Source organism: Nonomuraea sp. AD125B, from assembly GCF_041402765.1.
Classification (GTDB): Bacteria; Actinomycetota; Actinomycetes; order Streptosporangiales; family Streptosporangiaceae; genus Nonomuraea; species Nonomuraea bangladeshensis.
The window spans coordinates 151884-169021 of record NZ_JBGLOU010000015.1 but is presented as its reverse complement, the minus strand read 5'-3'; the positions used below and the strand labels follow the sequence as shown (position 1 = coordinate 169021).

The 17138-nt window shown below is 72.1% G+C and carries 22 protein-coding genes; 14 read left to right on the top strand and 8 right to left on the bottom strand.

Annotated elements, in window-relative coordinates; all coding sequences use genetic code 11:
• Nucleotides 1–46 precede the first annotated feature (46 nt).
• Nucleotides 47–634, bottom strand: coding sequence for a TetR/AcrR family transcriptional regulator (locus ACBR40_RS34800; RefSeq protein WP_371251482.1), 588 nt, complete (start codon nt 632–634; stop codon nt 47–49).
• 153 nt (nt 635–787) lie between these two features.
• Here ACBR40_RS34800 and ACBR40_RS34795 point away from each other — a divergent pair, with 153 nt between their 5' ends.
• The 5 genes from ACBR40_RS34795 to ACBR40_RS34775 all read left to right on the top strand — a co-directional run bounded on the left by ACBR40_RS34795 (nt 788) and on the right by ACBR40_RS34775 (nt 4565).
• Nucleotides 788–1954 carry an NAD(P)/FAD-dependent oxidoreductase gene (locus ACBR40_RS34795; protein WP_371251481.1) on the top strand — a complete coding sequence of 389 codons (1167 nt, stop codon included), beginning with the start codon at nt 788–790 and terminating at the stop codon, nt 1952–1954.
• A gap of 31 nt (nt 1955–1985) precedes the next feature.
• The gene (locus ACBR40_RS34790) at nt 1986–3197 is read left to right on the top strand and encodes a cytochrome P450 (RefSeq protein WP_344208073.1); all 1212 of its coding nucleotides are present in this window, start codon (nt 1986–1988) and stop codon (nt 3195–3197) included.
• A 32-nt stretch (nt 3198–3229) separates the two neighbouring features.
• Nucleotides 3230–3424: a ferredoxin gene (locus ACBR40_RS34785; RefSeq protein ID WP_344208074.1), complete on the top strand. Its 195-nt coding sequence runs from the start codon at nt 3230–3232 to the stop codon at nt 3422–3424.
• Between the two features lie 110 nt (nt 3425–3534).
• Nucleotides 3535–3810 carry a GlsB/YeaQ/YmgE family stress response membrane protein gene (locus ACBR40_RS34780; RefSeq protein ID WP_344208075.1) on the top strand — a complete coding sequence of 92 codons (276 nt, stop codon included), beginning with the start codon at nt 3535–3537 and terminating at the stop codon, nt 3808–3810.
• Between the two features lie 209 nt (nt 3811–4019).
• Nucleotides 4020–4565: an ATP-binding protein gene (locus tag ACBR40_RS34775; RefSeq protein WP_371251480.1), complete on the top strand. Its 546-nt coding sequence runs from the start codon at nt 4020–4022 to the stop codon at nt 4563–4565.
• Nucleotides 4566–4569: 4 nt separating this feature from the next.
• Here the strand turns inward: ACBR40_RS34775 and ACBR40_RS34770 are convergent, their stop codons facing one another.
• Entirely contained in the window at nt 4570–5601 is a 1032-nt protein-coding gene (locus tag ACBR40_RS34770) for a trans-acting enoyl reductase family protein (protein WP_371251479.1), read from the bottom strand.
• A gap of 101 nt (nt 5602–5702) precedes the next feature.
• On the opposite strand from ACBR40_RS34770, the gene ACBR40_RS34765 reads away from it, so the two are divergent.
• From ACBR40_RS34765 to ACBR40_RS34750, 4 genes are read left to right on the top strand one after another with little or no spacing between them, the layout of a single operon-like run.
• Nucleotides 5703–6656 carry a helix-turn-helix domain-containing protein gene (locus ACBR40_RS34765; protein WP_344208078.1) on the top strand — a complete coding sequence of 318 codons (954 nt, stop codon included), beginning with the start codon at nt 5703–5705 and terminating at the stop codon, nt 6654–6656.
• 18 nt (nt 6657–6674) lie between these two features.
• On the top strand, nt 6675–7073 hold the full coding sequence (locus ACBR40_RS34760) for a PPOX class F420-dependent oxidoreductase (RefSeq protein WP_344208079.1): 399 nt from the start codon (nt 6675–6677) through the stop codon (nt 7071–7073).
• Nucleotides 7074–7082: 9 nt separating this feature from the next.
• Nucleotides 7083–7379: an SCO4225 family membrane protein gene (locus tag ACBR40_RS34755; protein WP_344208080.1), complete on the top strand. Its 297-nt coding sequence runs from the start codon at nt 7083–7085 to the stop codon at nt 7377–7379.
• A 43-nt stretch (nt 7380–7422) separates the two neighbouring features.
• Nucleotides 7423–8013 (top strand): DUF4291 domain-containing protein, encoded by a 591-nt coding sequence (locus ACBR40_RS34750; protein ID WP_371251478.1) that lies wholly within the window; start codon nt 7423–7425, stop codon nt 8011–8013.
• A 118-nt stretch (nt 8014–8131) separates the two neighbouring features.
• Here ACBR40_RS34750 and ACBR40_RS34745 read toward each other — a convergent pair whose 3' ends face one another.
• Together ACBR40_RS34745 and ACBR40_RS34740 are read right to left on the bottom strand one after the other, a co-directional pair.
• A complete protein-coding gene (locus ACBR40_RS34745; RefSeq protein ID WP_371251477.1) occupies nt 8132–8938 on the bottom strand; it encodes a GNAT family N-acetyltransferase in 807 nt (268 codons plus the stop codon).
• A gap of 10 nt (nt 8939–8948) precedes the next feature.
• Nucleotides 8949–9368: a MerR family transcriptional regulator gene (locus ACBR40_RS34740; RefSeq protein ID WP_344208083.1), complete on the bottom strand. Its 420-nt coding sequence runs from the start codon at nt 9366–9368 to the stop codon at nt 8949–8951.
• A 48-nt stretch (nt 9369–9416) separates the two neighbouring features.
• Here ACBR40_RS34740 and ACBR40_RS34735 point away from each other — a divergent pair, with 48 nt between their 5' ends.
• Entirely contained in the window at nt 9417–10466 is a 1050-nt protein-coding gene (locus tag ACBR40_RS34735) for an aldo/keto reductase (protein WP_371251476.1), read from the top strand.
• A 2-nt stretch (nt 10467–10468) separates the two neighbouring features.
• On the opposite strand, the gene ACBR40_RS34730 is transcribed toward ACBR40_RS34735, so the two are convergent.
• Nucleotides 10469–11011 (bottom strand): 2'-5' RNA ligase family protein, encoded by a 543-nt coding sequence (locus ACBR40_RS34730; protein ID WP_371251475.1) that lies wholly within the window; start codon nt 11009–11011, stop codon nt 10469–10471.
• 52 nt (nt 11012–11063) lie between these two features.
• Between ACBR40_RS34730 and ACBR40_RS34725 the strand changes: the two genes are divergently transcribed.
• The 3 genes from ACBR40_RS34725 (at nt 11064) to rox (ending at nt 14216) form a co-directional block, all read left to right on the top strand.
• On the top strand, nt 11064–11702 hold the full coding sequence (locus ACBR40_RS34725) for a nucleotidyltransferase domain-containing protein (protein WP_371251474.1): 639 nt from the start codon (nt 11064–11066) through the stop codon (nt 11700–11702).
• 41 nt (nt 11703–11743) lie between these two features.
• Nucleotides 11744–12595 carry a helix-turn-helix domain-containing protein gene (locus ACBR40_RS34720; RefSeq protein ID WP_371251473.1) on the top strand — a complete coding sequence of 284 codons (852 nt, stop codon included), beginning with the start codon at nt 11744–11746 and terminating at the stop codon, nt 12593–12595.
• A 166-nt stretch (nt 12596–12761) separates the two neighbouring features.
• The gene (gene rox, locus ACBR40_RS34715) at nt 12762–14216 is read left to right on the top strand and encodes a rifampin monooxygenase (RefSeq protein WP_371251472.1); all 1455 of its coding nucleotides are present in this window, start codon (nt 12762–12764) and stop codon (nt 14214–14216) included.
• Here rox and ACBR40_RS34710 read toward each other — a convergent pair.
• Both ACBR40_RS34710 and ACBR40_RS34705 read right to left on the bottom strand, forming a co-directional pair.
• The gene (locus tag ACBR40_RS34710) at nt 14209–14415 is read right to left on the bottom strand and encodes a hypothetical protein (protein ID WP_371251471.1); all 207 of its coding nucleotides are present in this window, start codon (nt 14413–14415) and stop codon (nt 14209–14211) included. The genes rox and ACBR40_RS34710 overlap by 8 nt on opposite strands.
• 236 nt (nt 14416–14651) lie before the next feature.
• Complete coding sequence (locus ACBR40_RS34705) at nt 14652–14789, bottom strand: hypothetical protein (RefSeq protein ID WP_371251470.1); 138 nt, start codon at nt 14787–14789, stop codon at nt 14652–14654.
• 64 nt (nt 14790–14853) lie between these two features.
• Between ACBR40_RS34705 and ACBR40_RS34700 the strand changes: the two genes are divergently transcribed.
• Complete coding sequence (locus tag ACBR40_RS34700) at nt 14854–15801, top strand: serine hydrolase domain-containing protein (RefSeq protein WP_371251469.1); 948 nt, start codon at nt 14854–14856, stop codon at nt 15799–15801.
• On the opposite strand, the gene ACBR40_RS34695 is transcribed toward ACBR40_RS34700, so the two are convergent.
• On the bottom strand, nt 15785–17122 hold the full coding sequence (locus ACBR40_RS34695) for a hypothetical protein (RefSeq protein ID WP_371251468.1): 1338 nt from the start codon (nt 17120–17122) through the stop codon (nt 15785–15787). The genes ACBR40_RS34700 and ACBR40_RS34695 overlap by 17 nt on opposite strands.
• Nucleotides 17123–17138 lie beyond the last annotated feature (16 nt).

The following is a 17138-nucleotide window of genomic DNA, read 5'->3' as shown; positions in this document are numbered from 1 at the left end:
GCCGACTTGGGAACCAAGACGGCGGGCGGATCGGGCCGCGGCCGGATCAGGGCGCGGGCGGCGGGGACGTGCTCACCACATCGTAGAGCGCGTGGAAGAGCGGCCAGGTCAGCGCGGCCATCCGGGCGGGCGGCTCGGGGCATCCGCGCTGCAGCCAGTCGGCCGCGACGCCGTAGATCGCCCCCGCCGTGAACGCGGCCGGCACGTCGTGCGCCTCGCGGACGTGCTCGCGCACGCCGTCGGTCAGCCGGCGGCGGATGTGGTCGGCCACCCGCGCGCTGCCCTGCGGCCCGAGCAGGCTCCGGTAGAGCCCGGCGTGCTCGGCCAGGCTGGCGAAGAACGCCTCCAGTGACCGCGTCGCCTCCCCCTGGAGGTCGGCCGAGTCGCGGCGGGGCTTGGGCAGCGACCTGGTCAGGCCGTCGATCATCGCCGTGCAGGCGGCCTCGGCCAGCTCGTGGACGTCGCGGTAGTGGTCGTAGAAGGCCGTGCGGCTGACGCCGGCGCGCTCGGCCACGTCGGACACGCCGATCCTGGACAGCTCTCGCTCCTCGACCAGCGTCAGGAGCGCGCGGGCCAGGGCCGACCGCGTACGGAGGACACGCCGGTCCACGGATGGGGCTCTGCTGTCTTTCATGCCGGACACATCCATGAGTTTACCTTTAGCCGACATGTGTCAGTTAACTTGCAGTTGTAAGGTACTGTGGTCAAGTCCGACCGCCGGGAAGGATCATCGCGATATGCGCATTTGTGCAGGTCAAGCCAGCGTACGCGAGCAGGGAGAGGCCCTGTGGACGTTCTGATCGTCGGCGCGTCCGCCGCCGGGCTGAGCACCGCGGAGGCGCTGCGCCGGCTCGGCCACGACGGCCGGCTGACGCTGCTGGACGCCGAGCCCCACCTCCCCTACGACCGGCCGCCGCTGTCGAAGCAGGTGCTGGCCGGAGCCTGGGAGCCGGAGCGCGCCCGGCTGCGCGGCCAGGCCCAGCTCGACGCCCTTGAGGCGGAGTTCGTCCGGGGCGAGCGCGCCGTGGCGCTGGACGTCGCCGGGCGCGCGGTCACCACCGCCTCGGGCCGCGTCCTGCGCGCCGACGCCGTGGTGCTCGCCACCGGTCTCACCCCGTGCCGGCTGCCGGGTCAGGACGTCCTCGCGGGCGTGCACGTGCTGCGCGGCCTCGACGACGCCCTCACCCTGCGCGCCCAGCTGACCGCCGGGACCCGGCTCGTGGTCGTCGGCGAGGGCGTGCTGGGCGGCGAGATCGCCGCCACCGCCCGCGGCCTCGGGCTGGAGGTCACGCTCGCGGGCCTCGGCCCGGCCGTGCTCGGCGACCAGCTCGGCGGGTTCGTCAGCGGCCTGCTCACCCGTACGCATGCCGCGCACGGCGTCAGGCTGCGGCTCGGCGTCGCGGTGGAGAGCCTGGAGGGCGAGCGCGGCCGGGTCACCGGCGTGCGGCTGGCCACCGGCGAGACGCTGCCCGCCGACGTCGTCGTGGTCGCCATCGGCTCCCGCCCGGCCACCGGCTGGCTCGACGGCAGCGGCCTCGCCCTGGGCGACGGCGTCGAGTGCGACTCCCGCTGCCGCGCCGCCGAGGGCGTCTACGCAGTCGGCGACCTGGCCTCCTTCCACCACGAAGTACTCGGCAGGCGGCTGCGCCTGGAGAACCGCACCAACGCCACCGAGCAGGCCCAGACGGTCGCGGCGAACGTGCTCGGCGCGGACCGCCCGTACACCCCGATCCCCTACTTCTGGACCGACCAGTACGACGTCAAGATCCAGGCCCACGGCCTGCCGTCGCCGGCGGCCGAGGTGACCGTCGCCGAGGGCGACCCCGAGCAGCACCGTTTCGCCGCCCTCTACCGGGAGGGCGGCCAGGTCACCGCCGTGCTCGGCTGGAACATGCCCAAACAGGCCCGCCTGCTGCGCCAGCAGGTCCTGCTCCAGCCGCTCACGCCCGCGTGACGAGATCGTCCGACCACTCAAGGAGAAGCGAATGAGCATCGACGAGCAGGTCCTGCCCTACCCCATCCCGAACGACGCGGCGCTGCGGCCGCCCGCGGAATGGGCCGAGCTGCGCGGGAAGTGCCCGGTGGCGCACGTCGAGCTGCCGAGCGGCGACCGGGCCCGGCTGCTGACCCGCTACGAGGACGTCCGGCAGGTGCTGGCCGACCCGCGCTTCACCCGCCAGCTCAACGCGCCCGACGCGGCCCGGCTCTCGGCCGACGGCGGCGGCGTGTTCAACAGCGAGATGGCGATGATCATCCCCGACAGCGGGGAGGAGCACCAGCAGTGGCGGCGGCTGGTCAGCAAGTGGTTCACCGCCAAGCGGATGAACGCCATGCGGCCCGCGATGGCCAGAATCGCCGAGGACCTCATCGACGAGATGGTCGAGCGCGGCGCGCCGGGCGACCTCAAGGCGTCGCTGGGCTTCCCGCTGCCGGTGTACGTCATCTGCGACATGCTGGGCGTGCCGGCCGAGGACCGCGACCGGTTCTCGTACTGGTCGGACACCTTGCTCAACCTCACCCGCTACGGCAAGGACGAGACCGAGGCCGCCCAGGCCGAGTTCTTCCAGTACATGACCGACCTGCTGGCCGGGAAGCGCGCCGAACCCGGCGACGACCTGCTGAGCGAGCTGATCGCGGCCGGCGGTCCCGAGAACGGCGGGCTCAACGACCTGCAGATCCTGGTCACCGGCATGGCGCTGCTGGTGGCCGGGCACGAGACCACCGCCAACATGATCGGCAAGATGGTCTCCATGCTGCTCGCCGACCGCAGCCGCTGGGAGGCGCTGCTGGCCGACCCGTCGCTGATCCGCACGACGGTCGAGGAGTCGCTGCGTCTCGACGCCAACTCCGGCTTCGGCCTGCCGCGCTACCTCAAGGAGGGCACCGAGGTCAGCGGCGTCGAGCTGCCCAAGGGCACCACGGTCATCTGCAGCATGGCCGCCGCCAACCGGGACGAGAGCGCCTTCGAGGCCGCCGAGGAGTTCGACCTGACCCGCAGCCCCAACCCGCACCTGGCCTTCGGCGCGGGCGCGCACTCCTGCCTCGGGCAGGCGCTGGCCCGTACCGAGCTGCAGGTCGTGCTGGAGGTGCTGCTGCGCAAGCTGCCCACCCTGGAGCTGGCCGCCCCCGAGGCGGAGCTGGAGCGGGTCGAGGGGCTGGCCGTCGGCGGCCTTCGTACCGTTCCGGTCCGCTGGTAACCGCTCGGATCTCGCTCAAGGAGACATCTGCCATGAAAGTGACCGTCGACGAGGACAAGTGCTGTGGCGCTGGGCAGTGTGTGCTCATCGCGCCGGAGGTTTTCGACCAGCGTGACGAGGACGGCATCGTCGTCCTGCTCGACGCCGAGCCGGGCGCCGACCGGCACGCCGCCGTGCGCGAGGCGGCCGCGGTCTGCCCCGCGTTCGCCATCGAGGTGAGCGAATAGCGGCAAGACGGCTTGTTTCCGCTTTGCGCAAATGGGCAGCACTCGACTGTCAGGTTATGAAGCGTTGACCTGCCCCAGGGTCAGGTCGCCAAGCGACAGGAGCGTGCAGCGTGGCAGTCACCGGCATCATCTCCGCCCTCATCATCGGGCTCGTCATCGGTGTTCTCGGCCGTCTGGTCGTCCCCGGACGCCAGAACATCCCGATCTGGCTCACCATCGTGATCGGCATCGTCGCCGCGCTGATCGGCACCGCCCTCGCCGCCGCGTTCGGGGTCGCCGACACCAGGGGCATCGACTGGATCGAGCTGGTCCTCCAGGTGGTCCTCGCCGGTGCCGGTGTGGCGCTGGCCGCCGGGATGTACGGCCGACGCCGCCACCTGCGGTAACAGCCCGACCGTGTCCCCCTCGCCGCCCGCACCGCACGGCGGCGAGGGGGCTTTTCCTTTATGGTGATTCGACCAACTTGTACGTGTTAAGCGATCTGCAACCGTTCGGCACGTTCACGCGCGACACTTGAGTGTGTGAACGGCGTCCGGGGGCTGCTCGCGGGGACATGTCCGAGAGCCGTTCCGCCGACGTCGAGGACGGAGGAAGGATGGACAGACCGGCCGCCATGACGCTGCCGATCGACGCCGACCTGGCCGGGATCCGCCAGGCGGTGCGCGGCTTCGCCCAGGAGGCGGGGCTGGCGGGTGAGCGGCTCCAGAACCTGGTGCTCGCGGTCAACGAGGCCGTCACCAACGTCCTCGACCACGGTGCCGGCACCGGCTCGGTCCATCTGTCGCGGGCCGATCACGGCGTACGCGTGCAGATCGTCGATCCGGCGGGGCGGCTCCGACCGGCCGACCTGGACCGCTCGCCGCCCTGGCCGCCCACCCACGGCATGGGGCTCTGGGTGATCCGCCAGGTGTGCGACGAGGTACGTCTGGACCATCCGGAAGGCCACTCCCGGCTGGAGCTCTTCATGGCCTATCGGCCTGTCGCGGCGCCGGCCGCCGACACGCCCCCGCACGACACCCGGCAGCCGACGCCGCGGCACCTGCTGCGGCTGCACCGCCGCCGCGAGACGCCCGGCCCGGACGACTCCCCCGAGGACGGCCCGGGGCACTCCCGTTTCCAGGACGCCGCCGGCCAGCCCTGACCCGTCACCGACCGGCGGCGGCGTGGTCCGGCTCGACCACGATGTGGGGCGCCAGCGCCGCCAGGAAGTCCGCCGCGTCGAAGATCTCCCCCGCCGAGGCCACCCCGACGGCCCTGGTCCGCCCGGTGAGGATCCGCTGCACGGCCTCCACGGCGAGCGGGGCGCTGACGGCGTAGATGTCCTGCCCACTGGCCACGGCCCGCCGCTCGGCCGCGCCGGCGCGCACCCGTACGTCCACGACGAACGACTGCGCCGAGCGTCCGAGCTCGTCCACCGCGACCGGGGCCGGCGTGTCGGCGCCCGAGAGGTCCTTGGCCGCCTCGACCGTCATGTACGAGACCACCTCGGGGATCGCCAGGTGACTCGGCACGGTCACGATGTCGGCCATCGAGAACTCCCCGATCACGTCCCGCTCGCCGGCCGGCTCGGGGAACGACCACGTGCCGGTCGGCGCGGCGTCGTCGCGGTACTCCAGCCGCCCGCCCGCGTAACGCACCCGCCGGCCGCCCCGCCGCCGCCGGGAGACCGCGCCCGCGTCACGGGTGCCGGTCGTCGGGTGCCAGCTGTCCAGCCCGTACGCCACGTGCGCCGAGTCCGCCTCCCGCCAGTCGCCCATGGCCGCCGTGACCAGCAGGTCGCCGAGGCCGCCGTAGAAGGCCATCGCGGGCACGACCACGGCCCCCGCCTCCTTGGCCCGCTCGGCGTACAGCCGGAACGTGTCCAGGTTCGCCTCGATCTCGGCCGCCACGTCCACGTACGGAACGCCGGCGCGCAGCGCCGCCTCGATCACGGGACCGGCGGTGTCGGCGAACGGCCCGGCAGCGTTGATCACCGCGTCGGCCCCGGCCAGCGCCCGGTCCAGCGCCGCCGGGTCGTCCACCGACGCCTCACGGACCTCCAGCTCCGGGTATTCGGCGGCCAGGTCACGCAGCTTGCCGCCGTTCCGCCCCGCGAGGACGGGCACCAACCCGCGCCGCAGCAGCTCCGCCACCACGAAGCGGCCCGTGTGCCCGTATGCGCCGTAAACCGTGATCATCACAACTCCCTTGCCGCAGGAAAGCCTCACCCCCACATCGTGGCGCGACAGGTGGTCACCGCACGAGCGTCCGGAACGACATGATGCGTACAATTCCGGACGTGAGCACAGTAGCGATAGCCGTCGCCGACGGGATACTGCACTTCGAGCTGGCCCTGGCCTACGAGCTGTTCAGCGGCGCGCCGCCGATGCCGGTCAGCCACTGGTACGAGCCCGTGATCTGCGGCGCGGCACCCGTACGCGCCGACGGCCGCTTCCTGCTCGAACCCGACTGCGGGCTCGACCGGCTGGCGAGCGCCGACACCGTGATCGTCCCCGGCTGGGCCGAGGTCGACGTGGACCCGCCGGCCGACCTCGTCGCCGCCGTCCGGGCCGCGTACGACGCCGGCGCGCGGGTGGCCTCGCTCTGCACCGGCGCGTTCGTGCTGGCCGCCGCCGGGCTGCTGGACGGGCGGCGGGCCACCACGCACTGGGCGCACGCCGAGGCGCTGGCCGCCCGCCACCCCGGCATCGAGGTCGACGCCGACGTCCTCTACGTGGACGAGGGCCGCGTGCTCACCGCCGCGGGCAAGGCCGCCGCCCTCGACCTGTGCCTGCACCTCGTCCGCCGCGACCACGGCTCGGCGGTCGCCAACGCGATCGCCCGGCGGCTGGTCGTCGCGCCGCACCGGCCCGGCGGCCAGGCCCAGTTCGTCGCCACCCCCGTGCCCGAGCCCGACGGCCACCCGCTCGGCGAGCTGCTCGGCTGGACCGTCGAGCACCTCGACCAGCCGCTGACCGTGGAGGACCTCGCGCGCCGGGCCAACCTCAGCTCGCGCCACCTCGGCCGGCACTTCAAGTCCATGACCGGCACCACGCCGCTCCAGTGGCTGCACACCCAGCGCATCCGGCGCGCCCAGGAGCTCCTGGAGACCACGGACGACAGCGTGGACGCCATCGCGGCGGCCACCGGCATGGGCACCGCGGCCACGCTGCGCCGCCACTTCAACCGCACGGTCGGCGTCCCGCCCGACGCCTACCGGCGTACCTTCCGCAGCGGCCGGATCGCCGGCTGAGCGCGTACGCTGCTGATCATGACCGTTCCGCTCAGCGACGCCGTCCGGCGGCTCCTCGACGCGCCCAACGTCGGCGTCCTCGCCACCGTCAACCCCGACGGCAGTCCGCAGACCTCCGTCGTCTGGATCGGCACCGACGGCGACGACGTCGTCATCTCCTCCCAGGCCGGCCGGCGCAAGATCCGCAACCTGGAACGCGACCCGCGCGCCAGCCTGTGCGTCTTCGACCTCGCCGACTCCGACCGCTACGTCGAGGTCCGCGGCACGGCCACGGTCACCGTGGACGAGGGGCGGCGGCTGGCGGTGTCGCTGGCCGAGCGCTACGAGGGCGAGGGCGCCGGCGAGGAGTATCTTCAGCTCCCCCCGGAGGCCGTCCGCGTCGTCATCCGGCTCACCCCGCAGCGCGTGCTGAGTTAGCGTAAAGGAGTGAGGCGATACCGTAACGGCCGTCTGGCGGCGGTCCTCTCCGGCGGGTACGCCGCGCTGGTGGCGCTCCTCGGCGTCGTCTCGGTGGTCATCCTGCTGACCGTCCAGGACCCGATCCTGCTCACCGGCGTCGCCCTCGTGGTCGTCACCTTCCCCCTCGGGCCGCTCGTGTGGTGGGCCTGGGACGCGGCCGGGCAGCCCGTCCTGCTGATCGTGATCCTCACCGCCGTGGGGCTGCTGCAGGCTTACCTGCTCTGGCGCCTCATCCGGGGCCGGGCGCTGGAAGCGGGCCGTTAATCCGTTTGCCCGGCGGGCGCGCGGTTCGTCATGCTTCACAGGCATGAATGTGCCGTACCGGCAGATCCGTGCCGCCTTCACCGATGACGCGATCACCTTCTACCAGGCGTACGCCCCGGCCATCGCGGCTCCCGCCGTGGCCGCGCAGCGCTTCGTCCCGCCCTTCAAGCGCGAACGGATGACCTGGATCAAACCGTCCTTCCTGTGGATGATGTACCGCTGCGGATGGGCCACCAAGCCCGGCCAGACCAGGGTTCTCGCCGTGGACATCACGCGGGAGGGGTTCGAGTGGGCGCTCCGGCACTCCTGCCTCAGCCATCCGGACCCCGGGACCGACCATGACGTGTGGAAGAGGCGGCTGCGCGAAAGCCCGGTCCGGATCCAGTGGGACCCCGAGCGCGACCCCCACCACAACGCCCTGCCGTACCGGTCCCTTCAGGTGGGACTGTCCGGCGACGCCGTCGCCGGCTACGTCGACCGGTGGACCCTGCGGATCACCGACCTGACCGATCGCGTCGAGGACATCCGGCGGGCCCTGCACGCCGGGAACGACGTCACCGGAATGCTCCCCACGGAACATCCGTATCCCCTGCCCGTGGAGCTCGCCGAGACCATCGGCGCGAGCACCCCATGACCCTGCCAGGTGACCACGACAGGCGGGGCACCACGGCCGACACCCACCCATGGAACGCCTGGATCCCGTTCCCCGTCGGAGCCGCGTCGGGCCGGCGGGAGACCGGCTGAGCTCGCGTTCAGGCCGGTCGGCCAGTCCTGACCCGGTCGTGGTGCTCGCGTACGACGGCGAAGCCGGCCGAGCGGTACAGCGCCACGGCGGCCTCGTTCGCGGCCGGCGTCACCACGGCGACCGCGCTCGCGCCGCGCTCGGCGAGGGCCGCGCACGCGCCCAGCACGGCGTCGCGGCCGTAGCCGTGCCCGCGGTGGTCGGGGTGGGTGCCGACCGGTTCGAGCAGTCCGCACCTGCCCGCGCCCGCGAACCAGCCGGTCGCGGCGGCGGCGGGCTCCCCTTCGGGCGTGCGCACGAGCGTCTCCACGGCCAGCTCGCCCGCCGGCGACCGCTTCATCGCGTGCCACCGCTCGACGGTGAACGTCGAGCCCTCGAACGCGGCCCGCTGCACCAGCACCCGATCGGCCGCGTCGTCCGCGCCGACCGGCTCCCCGTGGTCCGGCACCGGGCGCGGCGTCCACGACATGACCAGCCACGGCGCGTCCTGGTCGAGCTCCCAGCCGGGCATCGGCAGGCCGTCGCACCAGTCGTCGCCGGGCCCCAGCGCCTCCTCGGCGTCGGCGGCGAGCGCCTCCAGGTCGGCGCCGGGCGCGGCCGTCACGCGCAGCACGGGGCCGTCGAGGAAGCCGGCCGCCACCGGCTCACCGTCATCGAGCCAGAGCAGGACGGCCGCGTCGTCGAAGCGCAGGTACCAGCCCACGTCCCCGGGATGGAGGCCGCCGCCCGGCACGTCGGCGGGCGTCCACGCGCACAGCGCCCGCAGCGCCGGGCCGGTCTCCGCGGGGGTCAGGCGGCGGCGTACGAGCGAGGGCATGAACGGCAGCCTAGCCCGGCCTGCTCTCCTGAGACAGGGGCGCGCAGTCCGGCACGTGGTCCCGCAGGCCCAGACGGCTCTCGTAGATGCCGACCTTGTAGGTGATCAGCTTGAGGCATTCGTCCAGCTCGTGTCTCTGGGCGAGCACGCGTTCGCGGTGTTCGCGCAGCACCTCGAGCCGTTCGGCCTCGTTGCCCTGGCCCGCCCTGACGAGCTCGGTGTAACGCCGGATGTCGGTCAGGGGCATGCCGGAGGCCCGCAGCCGGATGCACACGCCGAGCCAGTCGACGTCGTCCTCGTCGTAGACGCGGTGTCCCGCGGCGCCTCGGCGTACCGGCTGGGCCAGCAGTCCCTCCCGCTCGTAGAACCGGAGGGTGTGCACGCTGAGCCCGGTGCGTTCGGCGACCTGGCCGATGCTCAAACCCGACATGTCATTCAGTTTGCCTTAGAGTGCGCTCTAGATCCTACGGTTCGGATCATGAGATATCGCATTCTCGGCGGCACCGGCATCGAGGTCAGCACCTACTGCCTCGGCACCATGATGTTCGGCGCGGCCGGCAACCCCGACCACGACGACAGCATCCGCGTCATCCACACCGCGCTCGACCACGGCGTCAACTTCGTCGACACCGCCGACATGTACTCGGCGGGCGAGTCGGAGGAGATCGTGGGCAAGGCGCTGCAGGGCCGGCGGGACGACGTGGTGCTGGCGACCAAGGTGCACTTCCCGATGGGCGAGGGGCCCAACCGGGGCGGCAACTCGCGGCGCTGGATCACGCGCGCGGTCGAGGCGAGTCTCAGGCGGCTGCGTACGGACTGGATCGACCTCTACCAGATCCACCGCCCCGACCACCGTACGGACATCGAGGAGACCCTCGCCGCGCTGACCGACCTGGTGCGCCAGGGCAAGATCCGGGCCTTCGGCAGCTCCGCCTTCCCCGCGCACGAGACGGTCGAGGCCTACCACGTGGCCCGGCAGCGCGGTCTGTACCGGTTCCGTACGGAGCAGCCGCCGTACAACATCCTGGCCCGCGGCATCGAGGGCGACGTCCTTCCCACGGCGCAGCGGCTCGGCATGGGCGTGCTCACCTACAGCCCGCTGGGCTGGGGGTTCCTGACCGGCCGCTACCGCAAGGGCCGGGAGATCGACCTGTCGCGGGGCCGCGCCGCCCGCGCTCCCGAGCGGTTCGACCCGTCGATCCCGGTCAACGCCGCCAAGCTGGAGGTCGTCGAGGGGCTGGTGAAGCTGGCGGACGAGCTCGGCCGCACCCTGCCGGAGCTGGCCGTCGCCTTCGCCGCCTCGCACCCGGCGGTCACCTCGGTGATCCTCGGGCCTCGTACGATGGAGCAGCTGGAGGGCCTGCTGAAGGGCGCCTCGCTGGTGCTCGACGACGCCGTGCTCGACCGGATCGACGAGCTCGTGCCGCCCGGCGCCAACGTCTACCAGCCGATCGCCCTCTGGAGCCCCCCGCCCCTGACCGACCCCGCGCTGCGCCGCCGCCCGCTCGGCGACCGCGCCGCGAGCTGACGTCAGGCCCCCATCAGCGGGAACTCGGCGCGCCGGTGCCACCGGTCGCCGTCGCAGACGAAGAGGGCGATCGACGCGACGGACGCGGTGAGCGGCAGTCGCGCGGTCAGCGCGGCCTCCACCTCGTCGTAGACGTGTTCCTCTTGGCGGTGGGCGACGGTCAGGTGCGGGACGATGTCCGCGAAACGACCCCCGTAAGGCGGCGCTTCCGGCCACCGCGCGGCGACGGCCTCGGTCAGCGCGCGAAAGGGCCGGTCGGGCGTCGGCGCGAGGTAGAGCGCATCAGGAAAGCGCCCGCACCTGTCGAACCGGACGGTGAACGGTCCGTGCTCGCCGATCAGAGCACTCAGGTCGTTCATGGTCGCGGCGTCGAGGCGGTCGAGGTCGAGGAACGGCACGAGCACGGTCACGTGCGCGGGCACCCCGGCCGCCGCCACCGCGTCGAACCGCCGCCGCCAAGGCCCCACCAGCGGTTCGGCCTCTTCCACCACGGCCAGCAGGGCCGTCTCGCCCGCTCGGTACTGTTCTGCAGCACTGTCCGACATAACCGAATAGTGACAGCTAATCGAGCAGTTGACGCGGCACTAGGCTGGTGCGATGACCGCGTCCCCGCCGCCCGGCGGCGTTGTGTTCGAGGCGGGCGAACTGGAAGCCCGCTGGGCGGACGCCTGGCACCCGCGCCAGGTCGCGGAGCGGCTGAACGGGATCGGCACGCCCTGGTACGTCGCCGCCGGATGGGCGCTCGACCTCTTCCGCGGCGTACGGTCACGGCCGCACGGCGACCTGGAGATCGCGGTGCCCGCGGCGAGGTTCCCGGAGATCCGTGCCCGCTTCCCCGAGTTCGCGTTCGACGCGATCGGCTCGGGGCTGGTCTGGCCGGAGGCGGGAGCCGACGCGCTGGCGGCCACGCACCAGACCTGGCTGCGCGACCCGGCGACCGGCCGGTTCCTGCTGGACGTCTTCCGCGAGCCGCACGACGGCGGGACGTGGATCTGCCGGCGGGACGAGCGGCTGCGGCTGCCGTACGAGGCGATCATCGAGTGGACGGCGGACGGGGTCCCGTACCTGGTGCCGGAGCTGGTGCTGCTGTTCAAGGCGAAGGCGGTGCGGCCCAAGGACCAGGCGGACTTCGACGGGGTGCTGCCGCTGCTGAGCCGGGCGCGGCGGGACGCCCTCGGCGAGTGGCTGCAGCTCGTGCACCCCGGGCATCCGTGGCTGGCGAAGCTGACGGGGTGAGCGCGCGATCGGCGTGCGACCCCGGCTCGTACCATGTCGACGTGGGATCGACCAGGCCGCCATGGAAGATCACGCTCCCGTCGCGTCCCGCCGGCCTGCCCGGGGTCACGATGGCGGGCTTCAGCGACCGCGCCAACGAGCTCACCGACATCGCGCTGGTGCCGCACTCCGCCGTCACCGTGCTGTTCGACCTCGGCGACGAGCCGTTCGTCGTCGAGGACGGCCGCGGCGCGCGGCAGCGGGAGCGCGTCGTCGCCGGCCTCGCGCCCGACCGGGCCCGCGGGCGGGGGCCGGCCAGGAGCGCGGAGTGCCTGCAGGTACGCCTCTCGCCGATCGTCGCCCACGCCGTGCTGGGCGGCGCGTCCGCGGAGCTGGGCGGGACGGTGGCCGCGCTCGACGACCTGTGGGGACGCGAGGCCCTGCTGACCCAGGAACGCCTGCGCGAGGCCCGCTCCTGGCAGGAACGCTTCGCGATCGCGGAGAGCGCGCTCGTCCGCAGGGCCGACCCGCGCCGGGCGGTCGACCCGGAGGTGGCCTTCTCCTGGCGGCGGATGGTGGCCGGTCGAGGCCGGGTACGCGTCGGGCGGCTGGTCGCCGAGACCGGCTGGAGCCGTAAGCGCCTGTGGTCCCGCTTCCGCGGCCAGATCGGCCTCACACCCAAACGCGTCGCCCAGCTCATCCGCTTCGACCACGCGGCCCACCGCCTGGCCGCCGGGCAGCGGGCCGCCTCGGTGGCGGCCGAGAGCGGCTACGCCGACCAGTCCCACCTGAACAGGGACGTCATGGCCTTCGCCGGGATGACGCCGACGGCGGTCGCGCGCTCGCCGTTCCTCGCGATCGACGACGTCGCCTGGCCCGCGTCCGCGTGGCCGGAAAAGGGTTGGACGGGATGACGGCCGGGCTTGTAGCGTGCAGGCGACCGTGACGCCGCCCGAGGAGGTGAGACCCATGAACGCTGTATCGCCGTGGGTGCTCCCTCTTCCCGTCACGGCCGGGCGATTGACGTAGGTGTCGCCGGGAGCGCCCAGCCAACAAGGCACTCCCCGAAAGGCAACACCTATGCACGCTTCCCCCTTCGACGTGATCATCGCCGGGTGCGGTCCGACCGGCGCGATGCTGGCCGCCGAGCTGCGGCTGCACGACGTACGGGTCCTCGTCCTGGAGAAGGAGACCGAGCCCAAGTCGTTCGTCCGCATCGTCAGCCTGCACGCCCGCAGCCTGGAGCTGATGGCGATGCGCGGACTGCTGGACCGCCTGCTCCCGCACGGGCGACGGCGTCCGGCCGGCGGCGTCTTCGCCGCCATCGCCAAACCCGCGCCCAAGAGCCTCGATTCCGCGTACGCCTACCTGCTGGGCATCCCGCAGCCCGTCGTCGAACGCCTGCTGGAGGAGCACGCGACCGAGCTGGGCGCGCAGGTCCGGCGCGGCTGCACGGTCACCGGCCTCAGCCAGGACGACGAGGGCGTGACCGTCGAGCTGGCCGGCGGCGAACGGCTGCGTACGCGCTATCTGGTCGGCTGTGACGGCGCGCGCAGCACGGTACGCAAACTGCTCGGCATCGGCTTCCCCGGCGAGCCCTCACGATCCGACACGCTGATGGGCGAGATGGAAGTGGGCGTCCCGCCGGAGGAGGTCGCCGCCAGGACGGCCGAGCTCCGCGAGACCCATCGGCGATTCTGGCTCCGGCCCTTCGGCGAACGGGTCTACAGCGTCCTGGTCCCCGCCGCGGAGGTCAGCGACCGGGCGCAACCGCCCACCCTCAACGATTTCCGGCAGCAGTTGCGCGCCATCGCCGGCACCGACTTCGGCGTGCACTCCCCGCGCTGGCTGTCCCGCTTCGGGGACGCCACCCGGCTGGCCGAACGCTACCGGGCCGGGCGGGTGCTGCTGGCCGGCGACGCGGCGCACATCCACCCGCCCATCGGCGGCCAGGGCCTCAACCTGGGCATCCAGGACGCCGTCAACCTCGGCTGGAAACTGGCCGCGCAGATCCGCGGCTGGGCCCCGGACCCGCTGCTGGACACCTACGAGGCCGAACGCCGTCCGGTCGCCGAGGACGTCCTGGACAACACCCGCGCCCAGACGGAACTGCTGTCCCCCGAGCCCGGCCCGCAGGCCGTACGCAGGCTGCTCACCGAACTGATGGACTTCGAGGAGGTGAACCGCCATCTGATCGAGAAGATCACCGCGACCGCCGTCCGCTACGACCTCGGCCCGGGCCCCGACCTCCTCGGCCGTCGCCTGCCCGACCTCGCCGTGCGACAGGGCCACCTCTACGACCTGCTGCACCGCGGCCGCGGCCTGCTGCTGGACCGCACCGGACACCTGACCGCCGGCGACTGGTCCGACCGCGTCGACCACCTCGCCGACCCCTCTGCGGAACTGGACGTCCCGTGCGTCCTGCTCCGCCCCGACGGCCACGTCGCCTGGCTCGGCGACGACCAGCAGGACCTGGACGACCATCTCTTCCGCTGGTACGGCAAGCCCGCCGCCCAGGCGCCCACGATCAGTTGAGGCCGGTGAGATCGTACGCGACGTCGGCCAGCCTGATCGCGCGGATTCGAGGGTCGTCGATCAGGGCGCGGAGGTCGGCGACGCGGGCGTGCTGGGTGACATAGGCGTACGCCAGGCCGGCCAGCCCGTTCCTGGGGAGCTCGGCGGCGGCGAGCTTCGGGACGTCGCCTTGTGGCGCGTCGGGCAGACGGGTGTCCAAACGCCAAGCTGATGGGGGTCCCACCGGCCCGTTAGATCGCTATCTCCGGTGGGACCCTTCCCTGTCGCTGGGCGAACGCCGAGAACTCACGCTCCCCCAACGGCTCGGCGAACTCGACCACCGCCAGGGCGTACATCGATTCGGGCAGCCGGTCCAAGGTCTTCTTGGTGTCCTCCTTGCCGGGCGCGTCCTGTCCGACCGAGTCATTCGAATCCGTACGGCAGCCGTCGCCGGACCTATTGACGGCCGCGCAGCAATGTCACAGTCAGCCAGATGACGGTGGGGAGGAGCAGCAGCACTACGGCGATGCCGCTCCCGACGAGAAGGGCGTCATCGCTCAACGGCGAGGAGATGAAGGCGTCATCGTCGTCCACGTGCGTGACGGTATCGGAGGAACACCCGCTGGTGCGGGCCGAGCGGCGCTGAAAAGATCATCCCGTGTCCCAGCTGCACCAGCGCGTCACAGCCCTCCTCTCCGAAGCCGGTTACCGCGGTGACGAACCGCTTGCGGTCGGGCTGGAACGTCGCGGCCTTCCTCCCTTCTCCCTCACCCGGGGACTGACCGCCACGACGCCCGTCTACGCGGCATCACTGTCCAAGCAGATGACTGCGGCCTGCGCAGCCCTGCTCGTCCGGCAGGGCGCGCTGGACGTGGAGTCGCCTCTGTCGTCCTGGGTGCCTCAGCTACCGGCATGGTCCGGCACCATCAGCCTGCGCCACCTGATCCATCACACGGCGGGCCTCCCCGCCGACCACAAGATCGACGCCATCACCACCGGCGACCCCGATCGGACCAGCTCGGGCATCATCCAGGCACTCACCCAGTTCCCGACCCCGGACCACCCGCCGGGCACCGCCCACGTCTATTCCAACGCCGGATACGTCTGCCTCGCCGCAGCGGTGGAACGAGCGGCGAGCCGGCCGCTGCCCGATTTCGCGCGACGCCACCTTTTCGCCCCGCTGGCGATGCCGGACACCCGCTACTGGGTCGGGCCTGACCCTGCGCCCCCGGGTGCCGCACCGCTTGCCCGGCCGCGCCCGGCCCCGCTGTCCTTGGGCGACGGAGGGGTATGGACGACCCTCAACGATCTGCTGCGCTGGGGCCAGGCGCTCAACGCCGACGAACTCGGCATCTCGGAGCTCCTGCAGACCCCAGGCCACCTCGATGACGGAACACCACTCGACTACGCCTGGGGCATCGGCGTCCGCGCACACGGCGCGTACCGCGTCTATCGGCACGGAGGAGGCTGGACGGGCCTGCGCAACCTGCACGCCCGAGTGCCGGAGCTGGACCTGACCATGGCCGTCATCGCGACCAACGACCACACCGAACGCCGAGTCCCGGTCATCAACGGCCTCCTCGACGAGGTCACCTCTTCCCCATGACCGTCGCGAGCGCGCCGCGCCGCCACGACCGATACCGGCGAAGAACTTGGAGCGCGAAGCAGATCCTGGCCGCCAGCAGCGCGCCCCAGATCGACGCGACAGAGAGATCGGCGGACACCAGCAGAACCGCCACGACGGGCAGGGCCACTCCGGCCATGCTGATCAGCAGCGCGGTCATGGCCGCAGAAGGACCTACGAGAATCTTGAGTGCGGCCGCTCCGAACCCCGTGATCGGTTCCAGCAGAAGCTGAGCCCCTGCCAGGCGGACGGCCAGCACCGCGGGTCCGCTGGCTGCCTCCAGGCCGATGAGGTGCAACATCGCGTCCGGAGCGAAGATCATCGTCAGGCTCAGCGGAAGCAGGAGGCCGGCGATGACCGCGGCGTACAGATTGACCCGCTGGTCCGGCCGGAGTCCGTGGCCAGGAGCCATTGCCATCCTGCCCCCGACCAGGCCGTACGACTTGAGCGGGATGATGATGGTCCGCATCAGGCTGATGAGCGCCGTGACGGTCATCGCCGTCTCGTTGTCCACCTGTGCCGCGGCCAGCGTGATGAGGGCGAACGAGCCCATCATGATCAGGCCGTCACTGGCGCCCGCCGCGGCTTGCCACGCGCCTCGGAGATGGGAGAGGGGCTGTGTGACCACCACTGGTGTCGCCGATCGAACGGCACCCAGCAAGTGGGACCCCAGGCGCCCGAGGCGCACCAGTTGGCGGATCAGCGTGAAAGTGTCGGCAAGGGTTCCGTACACGGCGATCGCTATCAGGGCCGCAGGCGGAGACAGGGAGAGCACGGGCAGGATCGCCGCAGCCGCCGCGTTCAGGACCAGATTCTCCATCGACGTACGAAGCGCCGCACCCTCCCGGCCCGACGCGACAAGCGCACCGGTCACCACCCCCTGCAGCGGAATGACCAGTACCCCTGGCATGCGGCACCAGAAGAACAGCGAGGTCAGCCCGTCACCGACGAGGGCCAGCACGGCTCCGGCCGCGAGCAGGGCGAGCGTCAACAGCAGCGCCGAGGAGACTGCCGTAGCCCCGATGGCGGATAACCGGTGCCTTCGTTCCCGCGTGTCCTCGTGGACATCGACACCGGCGAGTTTCTGTACGGCCACCACGTTCAGCCCCGCACCCAGCATCGACACTGCCAGGGTGACGGTGATGCCCACGCCGTAGGCAGCCGCGACATCAGGGTCATAGCCGCGGATCGCGGCGAAGAAGATCAGGCCCTTCAGCCCACTCAGAAAGAGCGCTGCTGCAAGTTGTGTGCCTTTGGCGAGAAATGCCGCGGCGAGCCTGGCTTTGGGCTGACGCGTCTCCATGAAGGTGAACAGCCGG

Bases quoted from the DNA above. Each gene is read 5' to 3' on its own strand.
- ACBR40_RS34770 (WP_371251479.1), bottom strand. From the start codon at position 5,601: ATGATCACGGTTTACGGCGCATACGGGCACACGGGCCGCTTCGTGGTG.
- ACBR40_RS34695 (WP_371251468.1), bottom strand. From the start codon at position 17,122: ATGGAGACGCGTCAGCCCAAAGCCAGGCTCGCCGCGGCATTTCTCGCC.
- ACBR40_RS34800 (WP_371251482.1), bottom strand. From the start codon at position 634: ATGAAAGACAGCAGAGCCCCATCCGTGGACCGGCGTGTCCTCCGTACG.
- ACBR40_RS34790 (WP_344208073.1), top strand. From the start codon at position 1,986: ATGAGCATCGACGAGCAGGTCCTGCCCTACCCCATCCCGAACGACGCG.
- rox (WP_371251472.1), top strand. From the start codon at position 12,762: ATGCACGCTTCCCCCTTCGACGTGATCATCGCCGGGTGCGGTCCGACC.
- ACBR40_RS34745 (WP_371251477.1), bottom strand. From the start codon at position 8,938: ATGCCCTCGCTCGTACGCCGCCGCCTGACCCCCGCGGAGACCGGCCCG.
- ACBR40_RS34735 (WP_371251476.1), top strand. From the start codon at position 9,417: ATGAGATATCGCATTCTCGGCGGCACCGGCATCGAGGTCAGCACCTAC.
- ACBR40_RS34775 (WP_371251480.1), top strand. From the start codon at position 4,020: ATGGACAGACCGGCCGCCATGACGCTGCCGATCGACGCCGACCTGGCC.
- ACBR40_RS34750 (WP_371251478.1), top strand. From the start codon at position 7,423: ATGAATGTGCCGTACCGGCAGATCCGTGCCGCCTTCACCGATGACGCG.
- ACBR40_RS34740 (WP_344208083.1), bottom strand. From the start codon at position 9,368: ATGTCGGGTTTGAGCATCGGCCAGGTCGCCGAACGCACCGGGCTCAGC.
- ACBR40_RS34760 (WP_344208079.1), top strand. From the start codon at position 6,675: ATGACCGTTCCGCTCAGCGACGCCGTCCGGCGGCTCCTCGACGCGCCC.
- ACBR40_RS34785 (WP_344208074.1), top strand. From the start codon at position 3,230: ATGAAAGTGACCGTCGACGAGGACAAGTGCTGTGGCGCTGGGCAGTGT.
- ACBR40_RS34725 (WP_371251474.1), top strand. From the start codon at position 11,064: ATGACCGCGTCCCCGCCGCCCGGCGGCGTTGTGTTCGAGGCGGGCGAA.
- ACBR40_RS34730 (WP_371251475.1), bottom strand. From the start codon at position 11,011: ATGTCGGACAGTGCTGCAGAACAGTACCGAGCGGGCGAGACGGCCCTG.